The sequence below is a fragment of the Clostridium sp. AM27-31LB genome, from assembly GCF_003480745.1.
GTDB classification, from domain to species: Bacteria; Bacillota; Clostridia; order Lachnospirales; family Lachnospiraceae; genus Butyribacter; species Butyribacter intestini.
The window spans coordinates 152215-176203 of sequence record NZ_QUJS01000002.1 but is presented as its reverse complement, the minus strand read 5'-3'; the positions used below and the strand labels follow the sequence as shown (position 1 = coordinate 176203).

General features: G+C 36.4%; 22 protein-coding genes. 1 reads left to right on the top strand and 21 read right to left on the bottom strand.

Features of this window, described 5'->3' with window-relative positions; genetic code table 11:
- Nucleotides 1-3 precede the first annotated feature (3 nt).
- The 21 genes from moaA to DW721_RS04275 all read right to left on the bottom strand — a co-directional run bounded on the left by moaA (nt 4) and on the right by DW721_RS04275 (nt 22697).
- The gene (gene moaA / locus DW721_RS04370) at nt 4-954 is read right to left on the bottom strand and encodes a GTP 3',8-cyclase MoaA (RefSeq protein ID WP_182436207.1); all 951 of its coding nucleotides are present in this window, start codon (nt 952-954) and stop codon (nt 4-6) included.
- A gap of 50 nt (nt 955-1004) precedes the next feature.
- Nucleotides 1005-2039, bottom strand: coding sequence for a molybdopterin-binding protein (locus tag DW721_RS04365; RefSeq protein ID WP_118744947.1), 1035 nt, complete (start codon nt 2037-2039; stop codon nt 1005-1007).
- Nucleotides 2036-2533, bottom strand: coding sequence for a MogA/MoaB family molybdenum cofactor biosynthesis protein (locus tag DW721_RS04360; protein ID WP_118745112.1), 498 nt, complete (start codon nt 2531-2533; stop codon nt 2036-2038). Before DW721_RS04360 ends, DW721_RS04365 begins: the two co-directional genes overlap by 4 nt.
- A 27-nt stretch (nt 2534-2560) precedes the next feature.
- On the bottom strand, nt 2561-3073 hold the full coding sequence (moaC, locus tag DW721_RS04355) for a cyclic pyranopterin monophosphate synthase MoaC (protein ID WP_118744946.1): 513 nt from the start codon (nt 3071-3073) through the stop codon (nt 2561-2563).
- A gap of 97 nt (nt 3074-3170) precedes the next feature.
- Complete coding sequence (yqeB, locus tag DW721_RS04350) at nt 3171-4019, bottom strand: selenium-dependent molybdenum cofactor biosynthesis protein YqeB (protein ID WP_118744945.1); 849 nt, start codon at nt 4017-4019, stop codon at nt 3171-3173.
- Between the two features lie 3 nt (nt 4020-4022).
- The gene (gene yqeC, locus DW721_RS04345) at nt 4023-4628 is read right to left on the bottom strand and encodes a selenium cofactor biosynthesis protein YqeC (RefSeq protein ID WP_182436206.1); all 606 of its coding nucleotides are present in this window, start codon (nt 4626-4628) and stop codon (nt 4023-4025) included.
- Between the two features lie 129 nt (nt 4629-4757).
- Nucleotides 4758-6227: a nucleobase:cation symporter-2 family protein gene (locus tag DW721_RS04340; protein WP_055942065.1), complete on the bottom strand. Its 1470-nt coding sequence runs from the start codon at nt 6225-6227 to the stop codon at nt 4758-4760.
- A 238-nt stretch (nt 6228-6465) separates the two neighbouring features.
- A complete protein-coding gene (locus tag DW721_RS04335) occupies nt 6466-7419 on the bottom strand; it encodes a hypothetical protein (RefSeq protein WP_118744943.1) in 954 nt (317 codons plus the stop codon).
- On the bottom strand, nt 7416-7985 hold the full coding sequence (locus tag DW721_RS04330; protein WP_118744942.1) for a sigma-70 family RNA polymerase sigma factor: 570 nt from the start codon (nt 7983-7985) through the stop codon (nt 7416-7418). The genes DW721_RS04335 and DW721_RS04330 overlap by 4 nt, the downstream gene beginning before the upstream one ends.
- A 272-nt stretch (nt 7986-8257) precedes the next feature.
- Entirely contained in the window at nt 8258-8827 is a 570-nt protein-coding gene (locus DW721_RS04325; RefSeq protein WP_022014654.1) for a histidine phosphatase family protein, read from the bottom strand.
- A 35-nt stretch (nt 8828-8862) separates the two neighbouring features.
- Entirely contained in the window at nt 8863-12096 is a 3234-nt protein-coding gene (locus DW721_RS04320; RefSeq protein ID WP_118744941.1) for a response regulator, read from the bottom strand.
- A 257-nt stretch (nt 12097-12353) separates the two neighbouring features.
- Nucleotides 12354-14774 carry an ABC transporter ATP-binding protein gene (locus DW721_RS04315; RefSeq protein WP_118744940.1) on the bottom strand — a complete coding sequence of 807 codons (2421 nt, stop codon included), beginning with the start codon at nt 14772-14774 and terminating at the stop codon, nt 12354-12356.
- Nucleotides 14771-17074 (bottom strand): ABC transporter ATP-binding protein/permease, encoded by a 2304-nt coding sequence (locus DW721_RS04310; protein ID WP_118499007.1) that lies wholly within the window; start codon nt 17072-17074, stop codon nt 14771-14773. Before DW721_RS04310 ends, DW721_RS04315 begins: the two co-directional genes overlap by 4 nt.
- A gap of 418 nt (nt 17075-17492) precedes the next feature.
- Nucleotides 17493-18200 carry a GntR family transcriptional regulator gene (locus DW721_RS04305; RefSeq protein ID WP_118744939.1) on the bottom strand — a complete coding sequence of 236 codons (708 nt, stop codon included), beginning with the start codon at nt 18198-18200 and terminating at the stop codon, nt 17493-17495.
- Entirely contained in the window at nt 18166-18744 is a 579-nt protein-coding gene (locus DW721_RS04300) for a cytidylate kinase-like family protein (protein ID WP_118744938.1), read from the bottom strand. The genes DW721_RS04305 and DW721_RS04300 overlap by 35 nt, the downstream gene beginning before the upstream one ends.
- 124 nt (nt 18745-18868) lie before the next feature.
- Nucleotides 18869-19573 carry an LrgB family protein gene (locus DW721_RS04295; protein ID WP_022014660.1) on the bottom strand — a complete coding sequence of 235 codons (705 nt, stop codon included), beginning with the start codon at nt 19571-19573 and terminating at the stop codon, nt 18869-18871.
- A gap of 12 nt (nt 19574-19585) precedes the next feature.
- Entirely contained in the window at nt 19586-19939 is a 354-nt protein-coding gene (locus DW721_RS04290; protein ID WP_022014661.1) for a CidA/LrgA family protein, read from the bottom strand.
- Between the two features lie 251 nt (nt 19940-20190).
- Entirely contained in the window at nt 20191-20415 is a 225-nt protein-coding gene (locus tag DW721_RS04285; protein WP_182436205.1) for a transposase, read from the bottom strand.
- A 26-nt stretch (nt 20416-20441) separates the two neighbouring features.
- Nucleotides 20442-20585, bottom strand: a complete 144-nt coding sequence (locus tag DW721_RS15995) for a hypothetical protein (RefSeq protein ID WP_182436204.1) — start codon at nt 20583-20585, stop codon at nt 20442-20444.
- A gap of 10 nt (nt 20586-20595) precedes the next feature.
- Nucleotides 20596-21582 (bottom strand): methyl-accepting chemotaxis protein, encoded by a 987-nt coding sequence (locus tag DW721_RS04280; protein ID WP_118744936.1) that lies wholly within the window; start codon nt 21580-21582, stop codon nt 20596-20598.
- A gap of 26 nt (nt 21583-21608) precedes the next feature.
- Nucleotides 21609-22697 (bottom strand): FIST N-terminal domain-containing protein, encoded by a 1089-nt coding sequence (locus DW721_RS04275; protein ID WP_055942092.1) that lies wholly within the window; start codon nt 22695-22697, stop codon nt 21609-21611.
- 138 nt (nt 22698-22835) lie between these two features.
- Between DW721_RS04275 and DW721_RS04270 the strand changes: the two genes are divergently transcribed.
- The gene (locus DW721_RS04270) at nt 22836-23915 is read left to right on the top strand and encodes a helix-turn-helix domain-containing protein (RefSeq protein ID WP_118744935.1); all 1080 of its coding nucleotides are present in this window, start codon (nt 22836-22838) and stop codon (nt 23913-23915) included.
- Nucleotides 23916-23989: the final 74 nt, after the last annotated feature.

The following is a 23989-nucleotide window of genomic DNA, read 5'->3' as shown; positions in this document are numbered from 1 at the left end:
TTTTTAACCTCCTATCATATTCATTGTTTTAGTTTCTTTTTCACATAAAATATCTTCAAAATGATGGGATTTTGGCTTTTCATATATAGCCTTTCTCATAATTTTTGTAAGTTCATCTTTTCCGATGTCAAGTGCTTCTTTCAAATCTATAATTCTGCTATCGGCAAGGCATGGCTTTAAACCTGCATCTGATGTTATTCTTATGCGGTTGCATCTGTCACAAAATTTACCGTGAACCGCCTGAATAAGACCTACACGCACACCTAGTTTCCGGAAAGCATAATACTCTGCCGGTCCGTTTTCATCATGCATTTTTGATACTCCACACACTTTTCCGTATTTCTTTTCAAGTTTTTCAATAACAGCTTTTCTCGGAATAATATCATTTTTCTCTCCTATTCCTACAGGCATCAGCTCGATAAATCTTATATCAATATTTTTGTCATTTGCAAACTCTGTCATTTTCAGCACATCAACTTCACTTCTTAGAACAGTATTTATTTTTAGTTTAATTCTGCTATCTAAAGCGGCATCTATCCCATCGATAACATTCTTAAGGCAGTTCCGCCCCGTGATTTTCCTAAACTCATCAGAATCTACGGTATCAAGACTCACATTTATGCTGTCTGTCCCTGCCATTTTTAATACATCAGCCTTTTCACTTAGAAAAACTCCGTTTGTGGTAATTCCGATAAAATTTACTCCACTCACATTTCTCATTTTTGCGATAAGTTTTTCAATATCCGGATAGATAAGCGGCTCACCCCCTGTCAGCCTGAAATTTGTTATCCCAAGGCAGACAGCACTCTCAACACATTTTAATACGGTTTCCACAGGGAGATAATGTATATCGGAAATCTTTCCCTCAGGCATACAATAACTGCATCTGAGATTGCAATTATCAGTCAGCGAAATCCTCATGTAATCAATCTTTCTTCCATAGCCATCCGTCATACTTTTCACCACCATTGTACGATTTAAATATCAAGTTTGTGCAAAGCACATTACCACCCTTTTCCAAAGCCGCAATTTGGAAATGTGCACACATCACAATTTAAGCAAAATCCACCTTCACCTAATGATGCGAGTTCATCCGATGTTATCATATCATTTGCAAGAAGTCTCGGCAGAACCAGGTCAAAGATAGTCCTTTTATTATACATGGCACACCCCGGAAGTCCGCATATCGGTATTATCCTGTCATCTTTTTTATAATAAGACAATAAAAACATTGCACCCGGCAAAACGGGTGAACCGTATGATATTATATCCGCTCCCGTATTTTTTATGGCAAGAGGTGTTTTATCGTCGGGGTCAACACTCATACCACCGGTACAAAATATTATGTCAATGCCTGCATTGACAGCATCAAGACATCCCTTAGTTATCTTTTTATCATCATCATTAAAAGTCTCATGAAATGCCATTTCTACACCAAATTCATTTATCTTTTTTTCGATAACAGGTGTAAATCCGTCTTTTATCCTGCCATAAAATACCTCGTTGCCTGTCGTGATAACAGCCGCTTTTTTCATCGTAAACGGAAGTATCTTTAATATCGGAGCATCCGAACATATCTCAGAAGCCTTTTCCATTTTCTCTTTTTTAATAACAAGAGGTATTATCCTTGTTCCTGCAAGTTTATCCCCTTTTTTTACAGCGGTATTTCCATGTCTTGTCGCTATCATAAGCTCACCGAAAGAATTGACTTTCTTTAATCTTTCTCTGTCAACCTTAAGGAGTCCGTCACTATCTGCTATTACTTCTATTTTTCCCTCTTTTACCTCGGACGGATGCATATTTTCCCCTGCCGTCATATGATAAAGTATCTCTGCCGCATCGTTCTCATGAAGCATTGTCTCATCATTTTCCCATATATATATCATATCTTTACCGACGTTTAAAAGTACCGGTATATCTTCTTCTGTTATAATATGTCCCTTGCGGAATACGGCATCCTTTTTCACACCGGGAATTATCTGTGTTATGTCATGGCACAACACCTGCCCTACCGCTTCAGTTGTTTTTACAAGTTTCATTTAAGTTTCCCTCCGCACTCACTGTCATATCCGAGCAGAATATCAAGCCCATGCTCTATATTTCCAATCAGAAACTCCATACTCTCTGATACTGCTTTAACACTTCCCGGAAGATTTATTATAAGTGTCCTGTTTCTTATAACTGATGCTCCTCTTGAAAGAATTGCTCTTTTTGTAAACTGCATACTATAGGCACGAAGTCCTTCTGCTATCCCCGGTGCATTTTTTTCTGCCACACTAAACGTCACCTCAGGTGTTATATCTCTTTTTGAAAAACCGGTCCCGCCTGTTGTTAGGACAAGATTGCATTTTACTTCATCGCAAAGTCTTGTAAGCTCACTCTTAAGCATCTGTTCATCATCAGGCAGCAGTTTATATGATACAACCTCGTACTTATCTTTTGGGAGGAGTTCTTTTATTTTGGGTCCGCTCATGTCCTCCCTAATCCCTTCTGAGCCTTTATCACTTAATGTGATTATCCCTACGCTGTACAACATAAGATTATCTCACCTCGTCTGATATTAATTGTCACTACTATTCACATCTGTATTGCGGTCAGCAACATAATGACCGCTTTTTCCACCTGCTTTTTCGAGCAGATGAATATTTTTTATCTCCATTGAGCGGCAGACCGCCTTGCACATATCATATATAGTCAAAAGTGCCGTGCTCACACCTGTAAGAGCCTCCATCTCAACACCCGTTTTTCCAACGCAGGCAGTTATACATATTGCTGTTATTGTCTTATTGTCTTCGTCAAGTTCAAAATCCACATCGCATTTTGTCATGGCAATGGGATGGCAGAGCGGAATGAGCATTGAATTATTTTTTGCCCCCATTATCCCTGCAATGCGTGCTATTCCAAGCACATCCCCTTTTTTGGCAGTCCCGTTTGCCACGGCATTAAATGCATCCTCATTCATTTTTATCTCACCACAGGCTTTTGCTACACGGTATGTGTCCTCTTTTTCGTGAACATCTACCATATGTGCTTCGCCTGCTTCATTAAAATGTGTAAGTTCTTTCTTATCCATTTTTATCCTCATTATTATAGCTCATTTGCAAAACCTATTGCAGATGATGTCTACTTTATAATTTCTGCACATTACCATCCTGAAAAACATAAATAAACTACATACCCGACACATAGCTGCATACCGCTTCAAGCACACTGCCGCCTATACTTCTCGATTTGTCCGATATTGTAAAGCAGTTTTTTAACTCGCCCTCTCTCGGATCTATATCTGCTATCTTAAATCCCTCAGTCACCTCAAAGCCGTCTCTGATAAGACCTCTGATAATGCCTGATATTGTTGCATTTACAGGTACATACTCTCCTTGAAATCCTGACTCGGAAGTATTATTATCATATTTCTCGTATATCCTTGCTATCTCATCACCTTTTTTTACAACATCACCTATGTGGCGGATATTTTTTATAAAGCCATAAGCCGCCGCATGAATGACACGCTCACTTGTATAACCGCCTATATTTCCCGGTATTCCGGTATTTGCAAGAGCCTGCCCTTTATCTATTATCCTTGCGAGATTGTGACCTCTCATAGTTTCCACAACTATGTCAACATCTTCCCCAGCCGTAAATCCCGGACCAACTCCTATAACAAGCGGTGCCATGTCCATAAAAGTTCCAAGATTTTTCTTTGCGATTATCGCATCTACCACGATGTCAGGTCTTAATTTTGCAATCGACTCTCCTTTAGGGTCAATGATAACCGGCACAACTCCCTGTTTAATAACCTCATCCACCTCATCTAATGATGTTATAAGTCTAGCCTTAACTCCCTCTATTGTTATCTCTTTGTCGTAGACTGCCTCGCAGAACGAAACCTGCCTTCGTATTGCTGCAGGCTTTTTAGTTTCAAGTGCCAGCACTTTAAACCCTGCCCTGTGAAGTCTGTGAATAATGCCTGTCGCAAGGTCACCCGCACCACGGCACACTATAAATATATCTTTAATCATAATCTATTCCTTTAAAAATACAATTCCATCATCTGTCTTTTTTGAATAAATATAATGCATTTTTCCTTTAAATCCCAATTTTCTAAGCCTTTTTTCATATACTTTCTGAATTTGTTTTATATGTTCAAAAGTAACCTTTTCATCAGCTTTTGTCCCTAATTCAAAACTCATATCCTCAAATCTGAAAATAACATCTTTGCAATATTTTCCTATATCCCACAACCCTAAAACAAGATAAACATCCGTAGTAAACTCAAAAATAACAGGTTCACTTTCTAACGGATATTTAAGTGAATAATGCTTTGCTCCGTCAGCTTCTATCAGAATATTGTCTGCATACGGCATTATCCCTTTAAGTATTTCAAGCGGAAGTGCCTGAATTTTTTTATTGCTGCCATCACATATTTTTCCTGCCATGCAGTATTTATCATTTTTTAATCTCTCAATGATGCTAAAAATATCACATGAAATATCGGTATCTTTTTCAAGCATCATATGCGTTGTAGTTGTCAGAAGTACTGTCTCTTTTTTTCCAAGATAATAATCTGACATTTTATGGAGCAGGCTTGTCTTACCGCCTGCTCCTATCACTGATATTATATTTTTCACTTTAATCCTCTTTTCTGAGCAATTTGTTTATTATACAGTTCTTCTAAAACTTCATCTTCTTTACTTTTATTCAGAAAATTTATTTTGCTCAGAAGCAAATTGTGGCATGAAATGTATCAGTAGTATTTTTTAGTCTTCCTCATCTATATCCCACATCTTACGCACTGACTTTGATTCCTTTGGCAATAAGATGTTTAATATTATCGCTGCAAGTGAACATGGTACTATTCCTGAACCACCAAATATAAGCTGTATATAATATGGAAGATGTGCTGTCGCACCCGTAGTTGCTCCAAGACCATAACCAAGTCCTATCGCCACCGAGATAATTGTTATCTCACGGCTGCCTATAGGCTCTTTTGTGATAAGCTGGATACCTGAAATAAGGATTGACGCAAACATCATAACTGCCGCACCGCCTAAAACAGACTGTGGCATTATTGACATGATAGCTCCTATCTTAGGGCAAAAGCCGCAGAGTATAAGGAATATTGCTCCCATAGATATTGCAAAACGATTTACGACTTTAGTCATTGAAACAAGTCCGACATTCTGTGAAAATGATGTATTAGGAAGTACACCGAAAAATGCCGCAAACGCTGAGCCAAGACCGTCACATATAACACCGCCTGAAAGTTCGGTATCTGTTGCTTCTCTGTCCATTCCTCCCTCGATACAGGCAGATATATCTCCAACTGTCTCTATCGCAGTAACTATGAACATGATGCCTATCGGGATGATTGCACTTGCCTGAAATGACATTTTAACATCTGAAAGTGCACCAAATCCCATAAAACTTGGAATTGCTATCCATGCTGCATCTTTTACCTGTGAAAAATTTACTACCCATGAATATGTGTATTTAGCCCCGTCAGCATCAACACCCGTATTTGGAAGTACAAATGTCATTATGACCGCAACTATATATCCTGCAAGTATTCCAAAAAGGATTGCCGAAGAAGAAAAGATACTGTTCTGTGGTGCAAAATGTTTTAATAATACGATAACTATCAAAACAACAAATCCCAAGAAAAGATTTGGAAGTGAGCCGTAATCAGCCTTACCGCTTCCTCCGCAGAAATAATTTATTCCGACACCAAGAAGTGAAAGTCCTATCGCTATTACGACAGAACCGGTAACTATAGGAGGAAAGAACTTTCTGAGTGGTTTTAAAAATGCTCCTAATATTCCCTCGAAAATACCTCCTATAAGACAGGCTCCCATAATTGCCCCATATGCAATAATACCTCCACCGCAAGCTGTCACGGTATTATTTAACACACCTAAAAATCCCGAAGATGTTCCCATGACGATAGGCACTTTTCCTCCGACAGGTCCTATCGAAAACATCTGCACAAGTGTTACTATTCCGGCTATTATCATGGCATTCTGTAAAAGTGCCGTTCTAAGTTCAGAAAAACCTGCATCTGCCGTAAGTCCACAGACACCCATAACGATAATGAGCGGTGTAAGGTTTCCTATAAACATCGCCATTACATGCTGAAGTCCGAGCGGGATTGCCTGTGAGAGCGGAATTCTTCCCTCAAATTCATAAGGACTTGAATATCCGGCTGACTTTTTTTCATTTGTCTCTTTCATTGCTAATATTATCCTCCTGTTTTTGTTGATAATTGTCCCTAATATTTTACTAAGATATTTATCTACGGTCAATTACTTTTTTCTTTTTCCGTTGAAAAAAATACTGAATAATCTGAGGTTATCAAATTATTCAGTATTTTTCATATCTCATATCCATGGTTTAAAGCTAAAATGCATCCATCATTTTGAACCCGGTCAATCACAAATCCATTGTCATTGCCTCCTCATCCCTTTCAGGTTAATCAATCTTTAATATTTTTTTAACCTCTGCATTTTCACTGTCAGACAGCTTTGCACCTTTTCCTGATGTAATGAGCATCTTTGTCTTTGAAACATAGTAATACTCATTTCCATTATATTTTATGACGGCATCATATCCCTCTGTGTCTGAGTCAGAAGAAAACTTCTTTCCGTCAATTAAATTTTGTATTTTTTTTGATTCTGGGCCGGATATACTAATAGCAGTCCTATTTCCATCACTGTCATTTTTATATACAATTACAGACTCAGTTGTATCTGTTTTATCAGGCTTGTCACTCTTTGAGTCCGGCTGTTGTGTCTGTTCCGGTGCAGTACTGTTTTGCTCATTGTCAGACTGGGCATTATCATCTGCACCATCACCCATTCTTTTTCTATCTGTGTCATTATCTTCACTGTAACTTTTCATCGTAGGTGCAGGTTCTTCATCCTGATCCGGCACAACATCTTTTTTTCCGGGATGTTTTTTATTTGTGGTAATATTTTTCCGGTTTCCTTTTTTAACCGTCTTTTTATGTTTACCTGTTTTCTTTTTCTTTGGATGTTTTTTCTTTTTTCCATCCCATACATAATAAGTGCTCTCAGGCTCAGCGGTCTGTTCTGTCACATAGTTATCACCATCATTTGCTTTTTCCTCTATTTTAGAATCCATAGAATTTAGCTTCCATACTCCCGACACGATAACACAGACAAAAAGTGTTGCAACAAATGCCACAGCTTTTCTTCTCTTTAGAAGCCATTCACCGAAAAGAACAACCTTATTTTTATCCTCATAACTATCATTGCTGTTATTTTCCCCTGACTTTTCTCCGATATACACACCTTGTTCCCAGTTCTCAGGATTGGCTTTCGAGATCATATCATCCTGAAGTCCGCCAATAGCGTCAATTATCTTCTTTGATTTTTCTCTCTTTTCATCATCTAACTGCTTCATATAGCTATGCCCTCCTGTTCTAAATAGTTTTTCAATTCTTTTCTCATCCTCGATAATGCTGAACGCACTGAGCTTTCTTTCATCCCCATCCTGTCTGCTATATCCGAAACTTCAGCAAAATAAAAATATCGCTGTATAAAAATTGTCCGTTTTTGTTCACCTTTTTGTTTCAAAAATTTTGAAATAATACATGACAATTCATTTTTTTCAAGATTTTCATCAACTCTGCCCTTGCCTGCCAGACATTCTGAAAGTTCATCATAAGACATCTCTACCTGTCCGCCTCCTCTTTTTGCAGCGTGCTTCTTTTCATAACAGTTCAATGCAAGGTTTCTTACAATCTTTGCAAGATAACCCGCCAGATTTTCAGGTCTGTTAGGTGGAATTGAATTCCATATTTTAAGCCATGCATCATTTACACACTCCTTTGAATCTTCATTATCAAACAAAATCCTATTTGCTATTGTAAGACAATACTTATTATATTTTTCTTCTAGTTTCTTCAATCCGGATTCCTGTCTTGCAAATAAAAGATTTACTATCTGTATATCATCATCCTGTCTCATCCGTTTTTCCTTCCCATATCATAATCAGATTTAAAATGGAATACACCCATTATCCGCAAAGCAAAAAACTAAGCCCTGTGTTATATCTGATCTTTCCGGCAATATTAGTTTATATATAACAGCCAGATTTCTTTTCATATATATACACAGAACTTTTTTTGTTTTGTTGCATTTTTTAAATATTTTAAAATTATTTGTAACAACCCAGCCACAAAAAAGATAATTATCAATGTAATAAGCCTATTTATTCTTTTTTTATCGTTGAATAACCTTTACATCAGTTTCATAAGTTTACAATTTTCTATTCCGGCACTCCAAAACCGGTCAAGTCCAATATTTTTTATGCGGCATACAATACTTGAATTCATCGCACCGTGTCCCACTATCAGAACATCTTTCCCCTCATCAAGCTTTTGCCTGACTACTTCATCAAGAAAATTGCCTGTCCTCTTAAACAACTCCTCAAAAGTCTCCCCGTCATCAGGTGCCTGATATTTTTCAGGTGCTTCAAACAAAATGTTGACCTGACTGTCAGATGACTTTAATTTATTTGCATCTGTTGAAAAACTGCTTTTAACTCCCTCATATTTTCCAAAACTCATCTCAACAAGCCTGTCATCGCTGATTATAGGTATATCACGCCCGGCAAGCAGTATCTCTGCAGTCTTTTTTGCCCTCTTAAGCGGTGAACAGTAACATATATCAAAATGCACATCCTTATATTTTAATGCCGCCGCTTCAGCCATCTTTATACCATCATCATTAAGAGGAATGTCTGTCCTTCCCTGAAGTTTATGCTGCTCATTCCAATCTGTTTTTCCATGTCTCATTATGTATAACATCTTTTTTATTTCCTTTAATTCTTATCTTTTTAAGATTACAGCCACTTTTTCAGAATATCATTAAGCTTGTTTATATCAATTGGCTTTGCCATATGCTCATTCATTCCTGCATTTTTTGCAAGAATAACATCCTCTGCAAACGCATTCGCAGTCATAGCTATAATAGGCGTAGCTGCTTTAACATTATCGTCAAGATTTCTTATGGCGGCAGCAGCCTCATATCCATTCATCAATGGCATCTGTATATCCATAAATATAATATCATATGTCCCGGCATCAGAGTTTTTAAGCATTTCAACAGCTTCTTTTCCGTTACAAGCCGTATCCACTTTTACCCCTGCCATCTCAATTATCTCTTTTGCTATCTCACGGTTCAGATCATTGTCTTCTGCAACAAGAATCTTTTTGTCCTTATAATTCAGCTTCATAATATCTGAAAGATAATTCTTTGCCGAGTCATTTGGCTTGCCCTCAAGAATATTTATAAACAAATCCTGGATTCTTGAGCGGAACAGCGGCTTTGTAATAAATTCATCCACTCCCGCCATTCTTGCTTCTTCCTCTATCTCTGAATAATCATATGCCGTGAGCACGATTATGGTAACATCTCTCCCCACAATCTTCCTTATCTGTCTCGTTGTCTCAATTCCGTCCATTCCCGGCATTTTCCAGTCAACAATTACAGAAAAATAATCCTCCCCTGTCTCATGTTTTTTCCTTGTCAGCCTTACTGCTTCATCACCAGATGACGCATATTTACCGTTTATGCCAATGTCATTAAGAATATTAATGGCATTCTCACCGCATATTCTGTCATCATCAACCACAAGAACAGGAAGGTCTATCAATTCCTCGACCCTGTCATTTTCTTTCTCCTGAAGTTTAAGGAAGATTGTTATCTTAAATCTGCTGCCCTTACCCGGCTCACTATCAACTTTTATGCTGCCATTCATCATATTTACGGTATTTCTGACAATAGTCATCCCAAGTCCTGTACCCTGAACTTTCGTAGTTCTTTTATCATCAGCCCTCGTGAACGGCTCAAAAAGTATCTTCTGAAACTCTTTTGTCATTCCTATACCATTATCTTCTATTGTAAATTCGTAGCATCCAACATTTTTTGAGCGGTCATCCTTTTCGTCTATCGAAAATATAATCTTTCCTCCATCAGGAGTATATTTAATCGCGTTGCTGAGCACATTTGTGATAACCTGCTGCACACGCATACTGTCACCTATTACATTTTCATGGTCTATTTTGCCAATACGCACCTCAAACTCATGATGATGAGTTTCTATATCATTTTTTGTCATGACAATTAGATTGTCAACCATCTCAGCGAGATTAAATTCTTCCTCTGACAATGTCATTTTTCCGCTTTCTATGCGTGACATATCTAATACCTCATTGATAAGACCCAGCAAATGTCTGCTTGACTTAGTTATCTTACCCAGACAATCTAGTACTCTGTCCTGGTTGTCAATATTTGCCCCCGCAATAGCCGTCATTCCGACTATTGCATTCATAGGAGTACGGATGTCATGTGACATATTTGACAAAAATTCAGTTTTTAAATTATTTGCCCTGTTTGCAGCCTCACAAGTCTCCCTTAAAACTTTTCTTGATGCTATTTCAAGCTTCTTTTCATTCGTAATATCCTGCACGATGAACATAACTTTCTCAATGTTATCATTTTTATCATGTGAAAGAGGTATCACCGCCATATTTTTAAATACAGTCTCATCATTTGTGCTGTACTCAAATTTGTATATATCATCACTTCCATAAAATATTTTTCTTATAGAGTCTCTGGACAAGATTTCTTTTAAAGTCTTTTCTTCTGAAATCGGTTTGAATATCCCCGTAATCTTTTCTATAAATTCATCGTATTCCCCGACCGGTGTATATTCCGAATCACTTGGCAGCATACCATATACCTTATATGTATTCTTTTTTATATCACACATTGAAAAACAGTCAACCAGTCTTATAGTTCCATCTAAAAGCTGATTCATAACAGTATTCTTTCGTGTAATCTCACATATTTCATCCGCCTGTTTTCTTGCCTCGGTTATGTCTCTTACAAAAATCATCGCATAATGTGAAAAACTAGTATCTTCTCCAGGTATAACTACATTTCTTACAAGCCGTTTTTTCCCATCAATAATAATATTGCACTCAATGCTTATTTCGTGATTTCCCTCTTTGAATTTTTCTCTCATATATGCCCTGTTATAGATAAGTTCAACAGCCGATTTATCCTCCTCACAGACAAATTTGTCTATATATTCATGTATCATCTCGTCCCAGGTCGAACTTTTTTCAAATAATCCAAGCATAGACTCATCTACTTTGAGCGAATCAAATGTATTTTCCCTGAGATCTACATAATACTCGCAGATATTCGACTCCGTATATGCCCTATGGAATGCATCACTCTTTTTAATGAACAGCTCATTTGCCCGTTGTTCTTCAATATTTATAAATGTTCCAACCATCCTTAAAGGCGAACCGTCACGCCTCCTTATTATCTCCGCATTAAATCTGAACCACTGATATGTTTTATCAGACATTCGCATACGGCAGTCCGAATTAAATTTTAAAGTTTCTTTCTCATCCCTAATAACTTTATTTAACAGCGATACTACTCTATCTCTGTCATCGGGATGTATCGTTTCAACAAGCATTTCATATCTGTTAGGAAAATCAAGAATATCATGATAGCCAAGCATTTTTCTAAATTCATGACTAAAAAACGCACTGACTATCTCATCTTTATCATTAAGTTCCATGTACCACATTCCAGACTTTAAAACATTGTTTATAAGTTTTAAGTTCTGCTGTGTCCAGTCAGTCTGCACGGACAACACCCACATCTTCTGTCCTTTTTCATCTACGGAATCAGTTTTATACATACGCACATAAAACGGTACATCAGACTTGCTGACTATTCTTCCCTCACCTGTTCCGTGAATCTTTTTAAAGCGTTCGACATCTAAAAAGCTCTGATTTTCGCCAAAAAAAATATTTTTAAGCGAACCTGAAGAAGCCTCCATAAACTCTTCATATTTATAGCCCAGATTTTCAAGAAAAAAACCGCTCACACTTGAAATAGTCAATCTTTCGTCATAATATCCTGTCAGAAATCCAACCATACTATGAGAATCCACTGCTTCTTTTACTGCTTCATAATTAACATCAGACAATTTAAAGCCGTTGTTAGTGAAATATATTGTTTCTTTTTGAATAAGTCTGTTATCTATCTGCATATAATCATCTCTCCACATTCTAAATTTAGAATTTATTAACAACAAAATCATATAGCACGAAATGCGACAGATGCAAAGCATCCGGATTTTGGAATTATTGTATCATAAATATGAGCACATTCGAATTTATTATATCATAAATACTTCACTAATTCCCACTTTTTTTTACAAAACCATGATGATTTGTAACAGTTTCTAAAACATATTCAATGAAAAAAGAGCAAAACAAATGTTTTGCTCTTCAAGAATTGTCTGCATTATTTCAGGTCGAGTGCAGCAGGTGGTTTTGCAAGTATTGATTTTACCGGCAGTATGCAGATAATGGCATATACCAGATAGTTGCACAAAAGCAGTCCCACAACTGCCCACCACGGGAAGATAACACCGACATTTAACGACGGTGCAAAGCTTATCAGCTTGATGATACCTGCCGTGACAAGTACCGCCGGAAGTGTCGTAACTGATGCCATTGCATATATTTCCAATATAAATGCCGATATTATACTTTTGTTAGATATTCCAAACATTCTGTAAACAGTCAGCTCCTCGCTTCTCAACATTGCATTTGATTTTATCATAAAATATATCATTATCAATGAGATAACTGCCGCTGCAATCATGATGACATTTCCTGATACTGAAACAGTTGAATATTGCTCAAGATATTCCTTTATCTGGTCATCATGCGGCACGGTCATTACAGGCTCAAATTTTTCCAAATATTTTGAACTTATTTTTTTGTAATATTTCTTTGTCTCAGGAATATTATCCGTGTACGAATAGCAGGCGTTATCCATATATATCTGTTCACACATAAGCATTTTGCAGCCCTTATCAGACATCACATAATCGACACCAAGACCGTCCGGAAATGTGCCCTTGATAACATAATCACCATCAAGATTCGCCTGATCTCCTATCTTATATCCTTCACTATCCGCAAATCCCTTTCTTATAAGAACCTCGTTATCTTTAAGCTTAACCTTTTTATATCCCTTAACATTTTCCCTGTTAAATTCTTCATCACTTTCAACCAGAGTAGTATTTTCCATAAGAGAAAGTATTACATTCGGACTACAGTAAACAGACGGCTCACCCATATCACTTATTCCAACAACCTTGTATTTTACAGTTGCATCACTTCCGTGGAGTTTTGCACCGACATATGACTCATATCCGTCATACATAAGCGAAACTGCACTTGTGTATTCTGTAACTTTATCAATAAGCTGTTTATCGAGAACTACTTCATTTCTCTTTTCAGGCATTCTTCCATATAACAGTTTATTTTTGTCAAGATGCTCATATGGTATATATGAAAAATCTGACAGACTAATATCCTGACTTTTAATCTGTGTAAAGGTTCTTCCCTCAATATACATACCTGATGTATTTTGACATATTATATCACCATATTTTTTATTATTTAAATATTTGTTTATAAACTCATGCATATCCATATGTTCATCTTCGTTAAATATATCAGTGTTTTCTAAATTTACTTTAAGACAGTGTGAATCAGAAGTAACTATTGCCGCCTCGTCAATAACTTTATCATTTACATATTTTGCCGTTGTGATAGAAAGAAGTATAGCCGACACAAGAAGTATTATCACCATAAACCTCTGTTTCTTTCCTAGTGCCGCAATATTTGCCATCGCCATATGCCATATCTCCCTGAATGGAAGTCCTGCATTTTTCTTTTCGTCAAGCCTTGAAAGATTATATTCAAAATTATCAACATCTTGTGCATCAAGTGACGGTCTTTCCTCGTCAAGTATCTGGACACCGTTTTCGACATTTGCAATGACAAGGTCATTTTCCGAGAGATTTTGTATATACAGCTTTCCATCTTTGAACACAAAATTAAGCCTGATCTTTTCAGGAATATCATCCTTTTTGTGATAAAGTTTAAATTCGGCATATTTATCATCAATAATTTCCTGTTCATATTCCTTAAGATAAATATTTGAATCATCACTTCTCTCATAAGCTGTCGCATTATTTACTTTATCACTTACTATTTTTCCGTCTGATACCTGTATTATCCTGTCAGCAAAGAATTTTGCAATTCTTTTTTCATGCGTTACAACGATAACAAGACACTCTTTTGAGATATTTTTAAGTATCATCATCGTTTTTAATGTATTTTCTTCATCGAGGTTTCCCGTAGGCTCATCTGCAAGTATTATATTCGGAGCTTTTACAAGTGCTCTCGCTATTGATACACGCTGCTGCTGTCCTCCTGAAAGCTTTGATACTACTTTTTTCTTATATTTAAGAATACCCAGCATATCAAGGATATAATCAACCCTCTCGTTTTTCTCCTCCTCAGTAAGGTCATATCTGTTCAGTGCAAGTTTAACATTATAGCCGACCGTGTAATCTTTAAGGATATAATAATTCTGGAATATGTAGCCGAAATGTTCATTTCTTATGGCATCAGTCAGTTTAGGAGAATAACCTGTCAACTTAGTGCCGTTTATCTCTATAGAACCGCCGGAAAAATCATCAAGACCACCTATGGCATTTAATAAAGTCGTCTTTCCTGAGCCACTCTCTCCAAGAATACACACAAGCCCCGTATTTCCAAACTCGAGGTTTACATCATTTAAAGCACACTGTTCGCTCTTTTTACCTTTATTATAATATTTATTCAAATTATTTATACGAATCATTGATGAAACCTCCTTTTAACATAGTGATTAAAGCCCATAGCCGTCACTGCACATAATAATATATTGTATAGAACAAAACATATATAAGTTCCAAATCTGTAATACCATGTAATATCAGTAATAAAACCTACTCCTGCCAGTCTCAATATAAAAGCAAGCACAAGTGCAACAACCATTGCGATAACACAGTATATCGCAAGCTCTATATAATTGATACGCCTTAACACACCTTTTTTCATGCCTATAAATCTAAACACGATATATTCTTTTACATTGAGAGTCATCATCGCACGCAATATTAAAAATCCTGCTATGAACATAACCACAAGACCTGCCGTGCAGATTCCTATTATAACTAAACGCTGCTGTTCTTTCGTGTCACTCTTAGATGTTGCTCCTGCTCTGTAAGTGCTCACTGCATAATATCCGCTTTTTTCAAGTTTCTTTAAGATATAATCTGTCTTTGCGTAATTTGCAATATACACGGATGCCTGGAGATATTTAGGACTATAATATTTATAGAAAAACTCCCTGCTTACTTCCATGAAATTTCTGCTGTCCTCATTTTTTTTAGAAAGCACTTCCATTTCTTCCTCAATATAATCACCATCCGCCTTACCGTTCTCATCAAGCTTCTGAATTCTCAATTTATGCTTTCCATCTCCCGGATAATCTCCATTTAAGTTTTTCGATAAAGTCACTTCATTTCCCTTAAGTTCATTGTTTATAACCGGTATAAATTTTCTTTTTGCCTTATAATCTCCCATTGAAACATCATAATCATAAAGTAATCTGAAATCACTTGAATCAAGGTTCATGGAAAGCATATTACACAGTTCTTTTGTAAAATATACCTGAGTTGTCTTTTTCTTTAAAATACCTGTAACCTTAACCGTACATTTGATATAATCGTCACCATCCCAGATATTATAAGCGGAGAAATAACAATCCATTTCTTTACCTATAAGCTTATCGTCATCAGAATACATGACTACCTCATCCATTTTTTTAGGAAGCTCTCCTTTTTTGAGATCATCTTTAGTGATACAGTCAGTAGATAACATAAATTTATCATCTTTCAAAAATGCAGGTGTAGCTGAACCTTGGATCTCACGCTGTGTTATCTGCATACCATATTGCATTTCATAATCCCTGTCCTCAATTATGTAATAATTTATATCGTTTGCATAATCACACGAATCCACATTTTCTACATATCTTATCTTTTTTATCTGCTTTATATCATCAGCAGTTATCTTCTTACCGTTTTTCTTTTTGACAGATATTCTCTTGTCGCTCTGTCTTGCAAATGCAAGTCCATCATAATTTTTTGTGCATATGTCGTCACTCTTTAAATTAAGCTCACCTATAAGTACAAATGAAACGGCACTTACCACAATAAGGAATAATGTAAACAGCATAGCTTTTGCACGCTGTGTTTTTAAATTAAGCATTACAAAAAACTTTGCATACCATGTATCAGTATATTTAGCTGCTTCGTCACTTTCTGCTGTTTCCTTTTTTCCGTTTTTTTCCGTACTGACGCTGCTACTTACAACTTCGCCTGTATCAGCCGTACCTGCTTTTTCATCAGATTTGTTTTCTTTGCTTTCCCGAACCTGTATATCAGAAATAATAACTCCCTCGTGAAGCCTTATCTTTCTTGTCACATAAGGCTCAACCTGCTCATAATTGTGAGTTACCATTATAACAAGACATTCTTTGGATATTTCTTTTAACAGTTTAACTATCGAAAGTCCTGTCTCACTGTCTAGGTTTCCGGTCGGCTCATCGGCAAGTATCACTCCTGTCTGTTTTGCCAGTGCTCTCGCAATGGATAATCTCTGTTTCTGGCCACTTGAAAGTTCATTTGCAGGATGTGTTTCATATCCTTTAAGACCAACCTTTTCTATATAAGTCATCGCCAGACTCTCTGCTTCTTCTTTGCTCTTTCCCATCGCAAAAAGACCGCTCACGATATTGTCAAGCACCGTATAATGTCCTATAAGACTGTAATCCTGAAAAATATAGCCGACTTTTCTTCTTCTGTATTCTTCCCAGTCTGCATCGTCATACTGAAATGTAGGCTCACCGTCAACATACATCTCACCGTCATCATAACCTGTCATTCCTCCGATAACATTAAGAAGCGTGGACTTACCTCCACCGCTCTCGCCCGTTATCGCAACGAACTCGCCAAAATAAAAATCAAGATTTATCTTGTGAAGTGCCTGAGTAACTTCATTCTCAGAAATATAACTCTTGCTCACACCCGCAAGACTGATTTTAGCTTTGCTCATATTTTCTCTCCTTCTCTTTTATCAGATTATATATCAGATTTTGTATATTTTATACAAATATCTGAGTATTTAATTCACAAATACATAAAATATTTTACCATATTTTTTTTATAATTTCATCAATTATTTTAAATTTTCATAAACAAATCTATGCTTTTTCACATATTTTTCACATATTTCACAATATCAAAAACTATTTTAATCAAATATAATTAAAAAAAAACAGTTAAAATCAAATTTTCGGTATTCACTCCATATATCAAATATATGAAACCGGAATCTCCAATTCTAACTGTTTTATTTACAAATCATTTATATCTCTGTTTAATTTTCACATTCAGCCACACTAATATTACTATTCAAGTGTAACAGTTCAGCCTTGCATTTCTTACATTCAAGTTCTCTTTTAACAAATATTTTATTGATTATCATTTTTCAGTAGTCTGTCAATAATATCATAATGCATATCAATAGCGTACATACATAAATCTCTTTTATTCTCTACAAGTCCGCTGAATATAAGTGAATGGCTTTTCAATAATTTTTTGTAATCCTCTGCATCTGACTTTTCCAGCACTTTATTTATCCACTCTCTGTAAACACCTATAACAGCATCCATTATCGTTATCCAGAATGAATTATCAGTTGCAAGCATCAGATTTTTATGAAAATCTTCATCCAGCAGGGCAATCTCATCATTTCCGGCAATCTCCATTTTTTCAAGGATAAGCTGCATTGTAACCCTCCACTTTTCCTGTGTACCTTTATCAAACACTGCCATACACACCATCTTGTCCATATATCTTCTAAACGAACATATTTCTTCTTTTGTGGTGCTGTCAATAGTGAGCATTATGCGTATCATATCCTGTATCGCACCAACAGAATTTTTTGAAACATAATTTCCGGAGCCCTGCCTCCTCTCAACAATGCCCATTCCATTAAGCATACTTAAAGCTTCTCTGATTGAATTTCTGCTTATTGATAACTTCTGTGCGATAACTCTTTCAGCGGGGAGTCTGTCCCCGACTTTTAATATATTTTCCTGCAAAAGACCACATATATATTCTATTACTTTTTTATATTCCTGTTTATTTGTCTCCTGCATACCCCATCCTTTCCACATAAAGTTCTACCATAGCCACTACCCCGTCAACACCAAGTTTTGTCACATCAAGACAAAGGTCATAGTTTCCTGAATATCCCCAGATTGTCCCTGCGTAAAAACTCTGATAATTTGACCTTCTCTCATCAGTTTCATCCACAAGATTTTCCGCTTTTCTCTCTGATATACCATGTTTTTTCTGTATATAATTTACTCTGCTTTTTTTATCACCGCTTATAAAAAGTCTTATTACATCTTTTCTGTCCTTAAATGCCTCATTTGATGCCCTGCCTATGACAATGAAAGAATTTTCCTTAAGCAGCATTTCAAAAGCTTTCTTTGGCGTATCATATGTAGACACACTCTCTTCTAAAGCTATCGAATATATAAGTGAATTAACAGGTTTTTCAGCAAAAAAGTTCGGATATCTGTCATATGCACCGCTTTTTATTGCCAACTCCTTTATCCCCTTTTTGTCATAAAATGGAATATTAAATTTTTTGGCAAGTGCCCTGCCTACAGTATCACCCTTACATCCACATTCTCTCCCTATAGTTATTATCATATCTCTTTCCCTCCCGTCTTTAAATATACAAAGTTATTGTTATCTTATTGTCTGCCGCCTGCTTGATAGTGTTAATCCTCATTTCTGCACACGTTTTTTTGTGCATAATGTGAGATATAATACACTATATAAAATTGGCAAAAATAGAAGCCCCGACAACAGTTATTATCCCTGCAACAGCAATAGAAAGACTGCTCATTGCTCCCTCTATCTCTCCCATTTCCATTGCCTTTGCCGTTCCTATGGCATGGGATGCTGAACCTATGGCAAGTCCTTTTGCTATCGGCTCTGTTATCCTAAATATCTTACATATAAAATCAGCAAGTATATTACCTAAAACTCCCGTCACTATAATAACGGCTACCGTGATAGTCACATATCCGCCTAACTCCTCGGAAACTCCCATGCCTATAGCCGTTGTGATTGACTTTGGAAGCATTGTGACATACTCTTTGTGTGACAATGACATTATTTTTGACAGAACAAACACTGTCACAAGGCTTGTCAGAACTCCCGACAGGATACCTGCGATAACGGCTTTCCAATGAGTTTTAAGAAGCTCTATCTGCTCGTACAGAGGAATGGCAAGACAGACCGTGGCAGGTGTCAGAAACCAGCTAAGATATGACGCCCCCTTATTGTAAGTGTCATAATCAACATCTGCTATTAGAAGGACTACTATGGTGACTGCGATAGATACCAGCAGAGGATTAAATATCCCAAGATGTGTCTTTCTTTTCAGGAACATACCGAGTGCGTATGCTAAAAGACTTAATGTAACTCCTGCAAATGCTGATATTTCAAAAAATTCATTTAATGTACTGCCCATGATGAGCCTCCTTTATCTGTTCTTTTTAATCTTTATAAGAAATTGTGTAACGACACCGCTCACACCCATTACCGTAAATACGCATACGACCGTGATTATGCTCACCGGGACAAGCACAGGTTTTAATACTCCCCATGATGCCATAAGACCCACACCTGCCGGTATAAACATAACAGGCATTGTGGCAATAAAAAATTTACCCGCCTCCCTGACGCTTTCAAGCCTGATAATTCCAGTCATAAGTCCGACAAACAATATGAGCATACCGTATATGCTCGCCGGCACAGGTAACGGAAGAAGATATTTTAATATCTCACCTATCATTGAGATTGCAAGAATAATAAGAAATTGTTTTAAGTATTTCATCATTGCTCCTTTTCGTTTATTATTTTTTCTGAATAATTTAGAAATATTTAACCATTATAAATTGGTTCTACCAATTATTATATTCGTTTTTAATATTTTGTCAAGAAAGAGCAAAAATGAATTATTTTCGCTGTGGCTTTTTAACGCAGAGACTGATATAAAATTTCCGACTCATGGACGGCTCTCTGCCTCTAACGCCATTCGCTGAAAAGTTTATATCAGTCTCTGCTGTTTATATATGCTTTTTTATTTTATGCAGTGTATCTTGCCAGTCCATTTGTTATCCCTGACTCTATTTTTGCTTTTGCTAATGTAAGCTGTATTATAAATGTCACAGCCAGGAACATCTTCATTTTTTTCAATCCTCTTATCGTATGCTTTTCAAATTGAAAATCACGGTCTATACATCCGTTTACTCTTTCGATGCTTGTTCTTTTTTTATACAGTCTTTTCCATTTCTTTGAATTTCTTGCCACCTTTGTAAATATACGCGGGTCTGTCTTTAATGGTATTCTGAATATTTCTCTGGATATTTTTCTTTTATGTTATCTAAAAGCTTTTCGGTTTCTTTAACTTCACTGTTTGATGCTTTTGTCACTTCAAAATCAACCAGCAGTTCATATGTTGCATCTGATAACAGATGCATACGAAATCCATCACTGTATTTCTTTTTTTATTTTTCTTACAAGAGGTTCTGCCTGCTCCATCATATTTGATATATCTTCATATAAAAACCCCTTTTGCGTAGTCATACTCTTAAAGCCATCTATCAGCTGCATAACTCTCTCATATCGCTCATTATTTGACTCAATGCTGTTTTTTATGTCATTAACCTTAACACTGCATCTGTCAACAGCTTGTGCTATACCGTTTCTGTCATCCTGTGTCTTGGCAACAGATTCAACTATTTCCATAAATACATTCTGTGTAGTATTCGCCTGCTCTCTTGTAGTCGCTAATGTCTCATTTGCATTGTCTATCGAATCGGTAAGCTGCTTTGAGCTTTTCTCCAATCCCTCAATACTTTTATCTACCTCAGAGACAAGCTCTTTTATGTTTTGTGAAAGTCCTGTAACTTGCCCGGCTACCACGGCAAATCCTCTTCCATGCTCCCCGGCTCTTGCCGCTTCAATAGAAGCATTTAAGGCAAGCAGATTTGTCTTGTTTGCCACGGCAACAATTCCTGACATGGCAGTTTTTATCTCATCAAAACGTATTCTGAATTCATCATATATTGCAGAGATTTTTTTAAATTCATCCTCAACATCTTTCGTGCCGCTTATCAGAAGATTCATGTCCTCCAGTGCATCTTCTGACTGTCTGTTTATGTTATTTATCTTGCTGCTAAAATCACCGGACATATTTTCAATATTTATGAACTCGTCTCCAAAATCTGCAATCGTTTCACTAAACAACCTGTTATCATTAAGCACGGCTTCATAAGCCCCCTTAACCTTGTCTATCTCCGTTATGGATTTAATCTCCTCATCGGCAAGAGCTTCTTTCTTTTCAAGAACAACCTTGCTCATATATTCCATTGAATCAAGATATTCATTAACTTTTGCCTTTTTGTCATTTATCATAACATCATCATTTTCCATTATTGATGTATTTTTTTCATAATTTTTCTTTTTTTCAAACATACTATCACCATTCCTGTACACTATTTTTACTCAAAAACCGCACATACCATAGTCTGGTTTACGTGCTGGTTATTAAACTGTTCTCCGCCACCGATAACTCCGACATGACCGCCAAGTGATGCCATGTCATTTGCATATGTACCAAAATACTTTTCATTTTGATATAAAAGATACCTGTATATGCAGTCAATAGAAAATACAAGCGAAATCTTTGAAAATGATCTTCTGATTTCTTCTCTGTGATTTTTCTCAATATTTTTATAATCACCTAACGACAGGAAATAGATACAATCGTTTTTATTTATCCTCTTATAATTGTATAATGCACCTCTGGAATCCATATCCATCATCGAAGAAATATAAACTTCATCACCGACAGCACGCCCCATCGGATTATTAAATACATTCTCAACAATTTTGTCTTTTGGCACTCCCACCTCATTACTGTAAACATCGGCAGCAGCTCTTCCGTCAAGCTCTATCACTGCCTTTTTTGCTGTGTCAACCCTGTTTGCAAAGTGATATTTGTCCGTCCTTTTTTCATATATGTTTTCCTTAAATACATCAGCTTTTCCGGTCGTATTTTTGATAATTGCAAAAACACACGCATCCTCATAAATTTTTCCGTTATATGATACGACTGTCTTTTTGCCGTCAGGTGCCCCGAATACTGTTCCTCCTGCAAGTTTTATTCCTTTTGGTGCCAGACATGAATTAAATGTAGTGACAAGTTTTTCTTCATCATTTGTGCAAAACTCTATACATACGGTATTATCTCTGCCGGGCGACACTTTTCTTATCATTTCATTTATCTTCCCAACTGAAGCTACAGGGCAAAGGCTTATATCTCTTATGATACCACACTCTGTTTTAGCATCTTCATAAAGTCCAAGTACAACAAGATTATCATCACCATATGTTCCATTGGCAAGCTTTGTTCCAAGAGTACCTATAATCTGTGTCTTGGGAAATTTTTCATGAAGAATTTTCGATACATCTTTTATCTGTGCATATGAGCTTAAAAATATGATCGTCACGGGCGAACCTATTCCCCGGACTGCTTCATCCACCGCAAGCTCAACCTTTCCTTTTCCAATTCCTATGTATGATTTCATATATACCTCCTTTTCATTTTCTCCTGCTTAATTTATTATACATATTTTTCAACTAAAATCAAATCATATACATACTTGACGAATGAGAGCAAAAAAATTATGATTTAAACCATAAGAAAGTATGAAAAGAGGACTTTTATGGTTAAAAACGATAATATAAAAAAACAGATAACAGAACTTATATATAATAAAAATAATCAAAAACAGATTCCCGATTATTATGCCAATTTTAATATAGTAAGTCCTGAGCACTCACCTCATGAAGTCGAGGTAAAGACATATCCGCAGTCTGTCAGTAAAAATATTTTTGCACTTATATGGGATATTCATTCCTCCGGAACCGTTTCCTCTACAATAGTCCCATCTCCCACCCCTTTTGTATATGAAAAAAACATTACAAACGGTATGCGTACCCAGATGCACTCACATGAGTATCTCGAACTGTTTTATGTTATAGACGGTGAATATCACCAGAAAATACTCGGCAGGGAATATGTATTCCAAAAGGGAGAGCTGTGCCTGATAGATAAGAACTGCCATCATCAGGAAATACTCGATGATGGTTCATCCACGATACTTTTTATAGGAATTACAAGCCATATGTTCAACGAAATGATGACCCATTTAAGTAACGCCGGGCGAATAAACGCATTTTTGAACACGGCAATCTTAGAGCAGAAAAACATACAGCAATATCTTCATTTCAAACCGTCCCATGACGAAGAAAGCTGTTTAAAACTTGAAAATACGCTTATGTCGCTTATAGATGAATTGAAAAAATATGATGATGCGTCACCTTTTATCTGTCAGGGACTTTTGCTCAGGATATTTAAGATACTCGGTACGAAATATGACTTTTCTCTCTCAAAACAGACTAGAAAAAAGATGAACATTATTTTGTTTGAAGAGATAACACAGTTTATCACCGAAAATCTTGCGGATATTTCCATACAGATGCTCGTATCGGAATTTCATTTTCAAAAAGACTATTTTAACAGACTTCTAAAAACACAGACCGGCATGACTTACACTGAATATATACAGCTTCTAAGGCTCAGACACGCAGAAAAATTATTGCTTACTACGGATTATACCATAGAACAGGTAGCAGAAATGATAGGCTATCACAACAAAGGATATTTTTATAAGATATTTACCGAAAAATACAGTCTCACACCGGCACAGTTTAAAAAGAAATGCCTAAAATTTTATATATAAAAAATAAAGTTTCAGATGGCAAACATATTAAACTTTGTCCTTATAAAAAACAACGCTATCTTTAGAAATCTACA